Here is an 8,438-nt window from a genome sequence, read left to right as displayed (position 1 = left end):
TTTAACTGCTTATCAATCTATTCAACAAGCTCTCTCTACTGATGGCTCCCTTTTTTCCCCTAGTTGAGCAATTACCTGTCTTCATCCTTGCCGCCATAAAGAGTATCGTTTCCAGCATCACCGTTAACGGTATCCTGACCTTCATTGCCAAACAACAAATCGTTGCCCAAATCACCACACATCTGGTCTTGAGCGCCAGCGGAGCCGATCGCCAGAGGGCTGCCAATATCCCCGTACATAGTATCTTCTCCGTCGCCACCACAGAGAGTATCGCTGCCCTCATCCCCAAACAGCACGTCGTTGCCCAAGTCTCCTAGGGCCAAATCATCACCCTTGCCGCCACGCACTGTATCGTTTCCATTACCGCCAGAAAGGGAATCTTCGGCTTCTTGCCCGTTCAGGTAATCATCGCCACTGAGGCCAAATAGCAAATCGCGACCTGTAGAATCGATGTCTAAAGGGTTAAGAGTACCACCGTATAATGTGTCATTACCCTCATCGCCAATTAAAGTATCGCTCTGTTTGTCTCCAAAAATTATGTCGTCATCTTTGCCACCGTAAGCAACATCTTCGTTCTTCCCCCCAAAAATTAAATCATCTTTAGCGCCCCCGTTGAGGTAATCATCGCCCTCATTGCCAAACAGCACGTCGCTATCTTTGGCAGAGGGAAGAATGGTCATATTTCCTAGATCTATGCTGAGGTAAGATCCACCATAAATATTGTCATTGCCAGTGAAGCCAACCTCCAAGTCGTTACCATTTAAGCCGTCGATATTGTCATTGGTAATCGAACCCTCCAGAAAGTCGTCACTTTCTGTACCTTTGGTGGTGCTATTTGTTTGGTTGGGGCCGCGAATAGCAGTCTGGCTGGGAAAGGTTATCTGCTTGCAAATGCAATCTTCGTCTTGAGTTTCTGGCGTTGGTGTGGGTGTTTCCGTTGGAGTCGGAGTCGGAGTCGGAGTCGGAGTTTCCGTTGGAGTTGGAGTTGGCGTTTCCGTCGGAGTCGGAGTCGGAGTTTCCGTTGGAGTTGGAGTCGGAGTCGGAGTTTCCGTTGGAGTTGGAGTCGGAGTCGGAGTTTCCGTGGGAGTCGGAGTCGGAGTCGGAGTCGGAGTTTCCGTGGGAGTCGGAGTCGGAGTCGGAGTCGGAGTCGGAGTTTCCGTTGGAGTTGGAGTCGGAGTCGGAGTTTCCGTGGGAGTCGGAGTCGGAGTTTCCGTGGGAGTCGGAGTCGGAGTCGGAGTTGGAGCCGGAGTCGGAGTCGGAGTCGGAGTTGGAGTCGGAGTCGGAGTCGGAGTCGGAGTTGGAGTCGGTGGAGTCGGCGTCGGCGTCGGTGGAGTCGGCGTCGGTGTCGGAGTTGGCGTCGGTGTCGGAGTTGGTGACTCCAAGTCGTCATTTGCAATCGTACCTATGCCCGTCGCTTTAGTGATAGTCGCATTGACAGCGGTGCTGAGGTTGACGTTAAATGTTTCGTCAGTTTCAAACTTAGAATCGCCGTTGACAGCAACAGTAATGGTTTTTGTCGTTTCCCCGGCATTAAAGGTGACGCTGCCTGTGGCCGCCGTGTAATCGCTATCAGCAGTGTTAGCAGTACCGTCTGACGTGGCGTAATTGACGGTGACGGGCAAGCTAAAAGCTGCTGAGAGGCGGTAAAGGTGGCGCTAGCAGTACCCGTATTGCCCTCGGTAACAACTACATCATCGATCGAGATACTAGGAATATCATCATTGGTGATGGTAGCAGTGGCGGTGCTGGTGGTGACAGTCGAACTTTCTGGCGCTGCGGTCAAATTTGGGTTGCTGAGGGTGACGGTAATTGTCTCGTCAGGTTCAACTGCGGTTTCGCCCAAGACATCCACAGCAATAGTTTTAGTTGTTTCGTTGGCGGCAAAGGCGATCGTCCCTGTGGCGGTAGTAGCCCCGGCACCATTGATATTATTGTAGTCTGGGCCGTTGCTCGCGGTACCAGCGATCGCATAATTTACTGTACTCGCTACCCCCGTGCCGCCGCTGCGAGTTACGGTGAAAGTGACGGGTTGAGTGCCGGAGTTGCCTTCAGTTAAGGAACCTGTGGCTGGAGTTGTGAGTGCGATCGCATAAGCAATCGAGTCATTGGCTGCAATAGTCACCGTAGCATTGCTGCTGGCCGGTGCGATCGCATAATTCCCATTTCCCAAATTCAATCGCAGCGTTTCTGCCAACTCCGGTATAGCGTCATCAACCGGAGTCAGAATCACATCCACAAAGCTTTGCCCGTTGGGAATAGTGACCGGAAAGGTACTGCCCAGATTGTAGTCAGCAGCAACAGCGCTGCTACTGCCATCAATAGCGAGATTCACCGTCAAATTACCGACTGTGCTATCACTGCGGCTAACGCGGAAAGTGCCTGGATCGATAGGAGTTTCAGCGGCTGAATTATCCGGCGCGGTGATGCTAACAATCTGCTGTACTTCAAAAGCGCCGATGTCAACAGCACTGCCAGAAGGCCGACTTAAGCCGCGCTGATCCGTAGCAGGTGCGATCGCGCTGTTACCCGCCTCGATCGCGGGACTACCTACATTCAGCGCGTGGGTTTGCGTGGGGCCGCCGTTCTTGGCCAGCGCTGCTAGATTCGGATTGATGGGAGTGCCAGCAGTGCCTACTAGATCGCCATTAACACCGTTTGTGAAGCCAGTAGCGCCGCCTATTCCAATTAAATTATTGCCCTCACTTGTAAATGTGCCGTCTACATCGGGGTTTAAAACAGTAGCCGTGTTTCCAGCAATGATGGTGTTGCGGACATTTGCCGTCAAGGTATTGAAGATGCCGCCACCTTGGTTTGTTGCACTATTGAGAGTAAGAGTGCTACTTCTCAGATCCAGCGTACCACCGTTCCTGATCGCGCCAAAGTTGGTTGCGGTGTTGCCAGAAAACGTGCTGTTGGTAATGGTTGCCGCGCCCTCGTTGACGATCGCACCTCCATTTTGTGCAGCCTGATTACTGTTAAACGTGCTGCTGGTAACACTCAATGGCTGGGAGTCGTTTCTGATCGCACCGCCGTTACCCGCCGAAATGTTGTTAGTGAAAGTGCTATTGAGAATGCTCAGCAGTTCTCCCCCGCCTCTGTGGTAGATAGCGCCGCCACCGTCAACGGTGTTTTGTGCACTATTACCAGTAAAGGCACTGCCAGTAATGTTTACCGCACCGCTATCGATCAAGATGGCACCGCCGCCTTGACTGTTAGCATCCGCTGTGTTTTCGGTAAAAGAGCTGTCCACAATGGTGAGAATACCGCCACCGTGCCTGATTGCGCCACCACCGAAACTGTTGACTGTATTGGCAGTAAAGGTGGAACCAGTTATTGTCACTGTGCCACTGTTGTTGAAAAGGGCAGCGCCTCCTCCAGCGGTGTTGCTCAAAAAGTTAACGTTGGTGAGGTTCAGGGTAACGCCGAGGCCGTTATTAATCGCACCGCCACCACCAACTGTATTAGCGTTAGCAAAGGTGAGGTTAGAGATGCTAACAGGGCCGGTAGTAGTGGTTAGTATCTGCACTGCGCTGTTACCGCTGACTGTCAGGTTAGCCACCCCAGGGCCGTTCAAACTAAGGCTTTCATTAATAGGTGGCAATGTCGTCGCGAGGGTAATTGTGCCCGTAATGCCAGTCAGGTCAATAATATCTGCCCCTGGAGTAGCATTTGCTTGGGTAATCGCATCTCGCAGCGATCCTAAGCCGGAGTCGTTCGTGCTGGTGACTCCAAAAGAAGCTAAAACGCGATCGTAACTGGCGATCGTCTCTTGGGTGAATGCCAAAGGTGTCTCAATCGAACCAATTGTTACTTCTAAATCCCAGTCACCGCCTAATGCAGCACTTCCTGTCAGGTTTTTGGAGGCGGCGATGTCTGCACCTGTGAGTTGATTGAGGCGTTGCAAGAACGATCGTCCCGCTATCGGTGGGGCGATTTCTGCCGCCACGTTGCAACCGTACAGGAGGATATCGGCGTTAGGGGCTAAAGCCTTTTTCCACTGCTGAAGTCGATCGCCGTATTCGTCTAGATTGTCAGAATTTAGCTGAATTGACCCCAGTTGCAAATTTCCAGGCCCGCCGTGAGAAACAATGTGAACGGCGTCCAGATCGGTGTAGCTAGCTAATAACTCTGTAATTTGCTCGACTCCATCCCCCGCCCGATCGAGTATAAATATCTCTTTCCTTGGTTCGGGGCTTGGTGCAAGGCTTTGATAATCTTCAACGGTTGGGTCAATGACAACTATTTGCGTAATTTTTTCCATGATCGATTTTCCTCGTAGATGCAAAGGAAATGGAGCTTAAAAGCGACGATCTTCTTGCCAAAAGAATTCAAATTAGTATTAACAAATAATCATTTGAATCCACTAGCTAGGTTTGGGAAAGCTTGTAAAAGGCAAGATATAATGCTTAATTAATAAGCAGCTTAGAGTCTTACTAAGACAACACAAGGAGCAAATTTGTTCCCAATCGTAAAAATTAGTCAGTAAATATAGCTATCAACCCGATCGCGCATTCGATCCCCGATTTCTTTAAGAAATCGGGGATCTGTTCTGTTTATTCAGGTGGGCTTACTTATTTCGAGACAGAGGCGAGAATGCTTTCCATCTCAGAAAGCTCGATCGCCCCGGAGAAAGTTTGGCCGTTCATAATAAAAAATGGAGTGCCTTCAATGCCCAGTTGTTGAGCGAGTTGCACGTCTTTGGCAATGGCGGCTTCGGCGGCGGGGCTGTTGCGATCGGTGTTGAATTTATCTAATTTTAGATTGAGCTTTTGGGCGATCGATCCGTACAATGGTTCGCCTAACTCTTTCTGCCCTTCAAACAAAGCGCTGTAATACTCCCAAAATTTGCCCTGCTGTTGGGCAGCCCAAGCTGCTTTAGCTGCTGGCAGGGCTTGAGGGTGAATTGAAGTCAAGGGAAAATGCTTGTAAGCTAAAGTAACTTTGTCTTGGTGTTTTGCCATAAACTGCTTGACAGTATCGTGAGCGGGTGCGCAAAACGGACATTGAAAGTCAGAGAATTCTAAAAGTACAATTTGCTGGGAAGGTGATCCCGTGCTCGGAGAATCTCCAATAGCAGATTTGGGATTAGTTTTCATCTCCTGCAAAAATGACTGCTGCGCTGCTTTGAGAGACTGCTGCTGCTGTTGCTGGTACGCTTGTACCGACTCTAAAATTGCTTGCGGGTTTTCGCGTATAATCTGCAAGACTTGCTCTTTCAACTTGGGATCGACTGAATTGCCAGCCGCTGACTGGGCGGGGGAACAACCGATAAATACCAGGCAACTTACCAGGAGTGCAGCAAAGCACAAGGCTTGCTGGCTGCGGAGTTTTCGCCAAATAGTGGATACGTTCATCTTTTTTTTCTGATTCACGGCAACACTTAATCCTACATTTAATTTTGCGGAGTGTCAGGTATACTGCTGTTGACTGCTGTCGAGCTATTTTTAGCTTTGACCAATAATTAGTCATTGGCACTCGGTAATTCGTAGTCGGTAATTGCCAAGGGATGTTAATCTCTCTAACAGCTACGAGGGCAATAATTAAGATTTCAATCATCGGGATTTATTAAGTATTATCTCTCCTCAAACTACCGCAATCAAAAAGGTTTGTAATGAGGACTCAAGTCCTCATAAGATTCTGAGGACTTGAGTCCTCACTAGAAACGTGATCGCGGTTATTTTACACGACTAGATATAAAATATAAAAGGACGATCGCCCAGGCGATCGTCCTTTTATTTGCTGCAGGTATTATCCGCTTTTAGGCTTGGCTGAACCGGAGACTATTTGCGGTTGTTGAGCCATTTAGCCGCAACTATTCCCAAAATACCAGCAACAATTGGATTTCCCAAAAACTTCATCAAACTCGGCTGTTCTGCCAGCACTTCTCGGAAAATATCTGGGTGATTGTGATAGGTAAACGAGGCCAGCTTGGTAACATCGTCAGCATTCATGCGGCTGGCGTGGTGGGTCGAAAGTGCTAGCTGCTTTTCCAATTGGCGATCGTCCAATCCTCTCTTGCCCAAATGTTTGAAGAATTCCCGCGCTACATCGTCGCGTTCGTTTGGCTTAATTTGGGCGATCGCCTTTTGCAATTCCGGTTCCAACTGCGCCGGCGGGAGGGAGTCGTGATTCAGGGAACGCCCGAATAATTGTTTGCGCTGAGCAGGCGAAGTTCTCTGAGCAAAATCGTCAAAGTTTTCGTAATCTTCACCAGTTGTCTCCGGCATCATTTCTCGATCGCCCTGGGCTAAATCGTTCATGATTTGACGCTTGTAATTATCGCTGCTACTCATGGTAACTCTCTTCCAATCTACACAACAGTTCAGTATTAAATTGAGATGGTTTCGCCTTCAAAAAACTGCGGAATATTAAACCGCCATGCTGCTATCACTTAAGCTTGCTAACCCGGTCAAGACTTGTATTCAATCTGATTTGATTGCTGGTCGTACTTAGCAGTCAAAATCAGTTTTTTATCAGGAGCATAAACCAAAACACTTACATCCTGATTTGGGAAATTGCGGTGAAAACCTTGTGCTAAAGATTTCGCCAAATCTTTCACTTCAGTAGGGAGGACTTGCGGGGTAATTACAACTCCCAATTTGTTATTGTCGCGCACGTAAGCATCCTGAACCAGGCCATGAGCCGTCTTTGTTACCCATTGACCAAAATCTTGACCTGCGGCGGTATTGCCACGTTCTAGCTGGGCGTAATAACCCTGACTGCCACCAATTGCTCCAGGTACATCACTCGGTTTTTGGGCTGAAACGCTGGGCGCGCAGGCAGTAGTAATAGCCAGCATTAATACCAATAGTACGCCCGCAATTATTTTGCGACTCTGCTGCAATAAACTCACCTTTTTTCCTCCGTTCTGAAAACAAGTTGAATACTTGAAAGGATCAGGTTGCTCGACCCTCTCAATTAGTATGAAGCTTAGTCTAGTTTCTTTTTGAGTTCATCTTTTACATCTTCGATCGCATGACCCGCTTCAGCTTTGGCCTGCTTGGCTTTGCCTTCTGCTTTATCCTTCGGGTCGCCAGTAACATTGCCTAGGGCTTCTTGAGCTGCGCCTGCGATGTTGTTGCCAGTTGCCTTTGCTCTATCTTCAACGCTCATGGTTTTCTACCTATGTGTATCTAATTTGACATTTTTTACTTAAACTCATCATAGGTAACCAGGAGCTGCATTGCACTCTACCTCTAGGAAGAAACAACGAATAACAAATGGAATAGGGAATAGGGAATATCGAATATGGAACAGGTATTTTTCGTCTTGAAGCAAATGCTACTTTCCTACTTATTTTTTTTGTAGCTTGTATGCTGGTTGCAATGAATTAGTTATTTTAAAAAAAAATTGGGTGTATGGTAACCAGTACACCCAAGAATTTTTTATTGCTTAAAAAATTCTTTTTATCTTTTTATTTAATTCTGCCTTCAGCGTTCCCAAGGGGAGTGTGGGCAACACCCGATTTTACCCACACCCTAAAAAAACCTATTAGTTTTAATCTACCTTGTGATGACATTCTTCATCTATTTTTTGCTGAAGTTCTTCTTTTAACTGTTCTACAGCGCGCATAGTTTGAGCATCTTCTTTTTTTTGGTTATCGAGGGCTTTTTCTGTTTCCTCGCCGAGCAATATTTCCCTAGATTTTGGTAGCGTGACTTGATTTTTGCTGTCCGTGTGGTTCGCGTTTTCTTGACTATTCATTAGTTTTTCCCCTATTGTTTGCAAAATTTATTTTTAACAAGGGTACTTAGAAGTTAACCTTATATTTATCATAAGGGAAATCACGAAGGCTTTCCTCTGTCTGAAGGGAGATAGGGGCTGGTGAAGAGTTTTGAGTTTTATAGTTAAGATAAATTACGGAAACTTCCATTAGCCCCAAAGGAGATAGCTGAAGGGGAATAGTGCGTGAGATTGCTTGCTGAGTCGCAAGGCGTGGGCGGTGAATGAGTTGGGGAAAGGGGAGGAGGGGTGAGAATTTTTCTGCGGCGCGATCGCCATAAGTACCTTTTGTCGTTTTTTAGATGAGGCTGTTTCGACATCCTTGAAATACTCCCCGACCGTCGCGGATGGATATTCTAATTCATGGTTCGTCGAAATCCACTTGCTATCTCAGGGTGCATCGTCAATAGTAGAAGTAGAGGGGGTATTCTCCCCACACTTTCCCTCTTTAGAGGCGGATTCCTCTTGCCCAGAGATACCGTTTTGCCGCTCTATCCCTAGCATTTTCAATCCGTTTTTCACGATAATTAAAGTCAGTGAAGGAGTCGCCTCTTCCACTGCTCTCCAAACCAGAACGTGATAGTTAGCCATCATTCCGCTCCTCAATAAAACGGCTGTTGTCATCAGTATGTCGTTACCAATATACAGCGTTTTCCGCTGTTATGAGGTACAATAGCAACAGTTAGCAAACCAATTTCTTAAATGCTGAGGATTTA

Annotated in this window: 7 protein-coding genes and 1 pseudogene; all 8 read right to left on the bottom strand. The window is 47.7% G+C overall.

Annotated elements, in window-relative coordinates; genetic code table 11:
* Positions 1 to 71: 71 nt before the first annotated feature.
* Positions 72 to 1,622 carry a Calx-beta domain-containing protein gene (locus QUA38_RS25450; RefSeq protein WP_333166862.1) on the bottom strand — a complete coding sequence of 517 codons (1,551 nt, stop codon included), beginning with the start codon at positions 1,620 to 1,622 and terminating at the stop codon, positions 72 to 74.
* A gap of 152 nt (positions 1,623 to 1,774) precedes the next feature.
* Positions 1,775 to 4,261, bottom strand: a pseudogene (locus tag QUA38_RS25445) (DUF4347 domain-containing protein); the annotation flags it as partial.
* Positions 4,262 to 4,571: 310 nt separating this feature from the next.
* Complete coding sequence (locus tag QUA38_RS25440) at positions 4,572 to 5,354, bottom strand: thioredoxin domain-containing protein (RefSeq protein ID WP_333166860.1); 783 nt, start codon at positions 5,352 to 5,354, stop codon at positions 4,572 to 4,574.
* Between the two features lie 426 nt (positions 5,355 to 5,780).
* Positions 5,781 to 6,293: a hypothetical protein gene (locus QUA38_RS25435; protein ID WP_333166858.1), complete on the bottom strand. Its 513-nt coding sequence runs from the start codon at positions 6,291 to 6,293 to the stop codon at positions 5,781 to 5,783.
* A 116-nt stretch (positions 6,294 to 6,409) separates the two neighbouring features.
* Positions 6,410 to 6,853 (bottom strand): hypothetical protein, encoded by a 444-nt coding sequence (locus QUA38_RS25430; RefSeq protein WP_333166856.1) that lies wholly within the window; start codon positions 6,851 to 6,853, stop codon positions 6,410 to 6,412.
* A gap of 77 nt (positions 6,854 to 6,930) precedes the next feature.
* A complete protein-coding gene (locus QUA38_RS25425; RefSeq protein WP_333068740.1) occupies positions 6,931 to 7,113 on the bottom strand; it encodes a CsbD family protein in 183 nt (60 codons plus the stop codon).
* 384 nt (positions 7,114 to 7,497) lie between these two features.
* Positions 7,498 to 7,704: a hypothetical protein gene (locus tag QUA38_RS25420; RefSeq protein ID WP_333166854.1), complete on the bottom strand. Its 207-nt coding sequence runs from the start codon at positions 7,702 to 7,704 to the stop codon at positions 7,498 to 7,500.
* Between the two features lie 408 nt (positions 7,705 to 8,112).
* The gene (locus QUA38_RS25415; RefSeq protein WP_333166853.1) at positions 8,113 to 8,346 is read right to left on the bottom strand and encodes a hypothetical protein; all 234 of its coding nucleotides are present in this window, start codon (positions 8,344 to 8,346) and stop codon (positions 8,113 to 8,115) included.
* Between the last annotated feature and the right edge of the window lie 92 nt (positions 8,347 to 8,438).

Source organism: Microcoleus sp. Pol12B4, assembly GCF_036701385.1.
Classification (GTDB): domain Bacteria; phylum Cyanobacteriota; class Cyanobacteriia; order Cyanobacteriales; family Microcoleaceae; genus Microcoleus.
This window is presented reverse-complemented; position numbering and strand designations above follow the sequence as displayed.

What these genes read in the sequence shown, in the direction of transcription:
- QUA38_RS25435 (WP_333166858.1), bottom strand. Translation starts at nt 6,293, where the DNA reads ATGAGTAGCAGCGATAATTACAAGCGTCAAATCATGAACGATTTAGCC.
- QUA38_RS25420 (WP_333166854.1), bottom strand. Translation starts at nt 7,704, where the DNA reads ATGAATAGTCAAGAAAACGCGAACCACACGGACAGCAAAAATCAAGTC.
- QUA38_RS25425 (WP_333068740.1), bottom strand. Translation starts at nt 7,113, where the DNA reads ATGAGCGTTGAAGATAGAGCAAAGGCAACTGGCAACAACATCGCAGGC.
- QUA38_RS25440 (WP_333166860.1), bottom strand. Translation starts at nt 5,354, where the DNA reads ATGAACGTATCCACTATTTGGCGAAAACTCCGCAGCCAGCAAGCCTTG.
- QUA38_RS25415 (WP_333166853.1), bottom strand. Translation starts at nt 8,346, where the DNA reads ATGACAACAGCCGTTTTATTGAGGAGCGGAATGATGGCTAACTATCAC.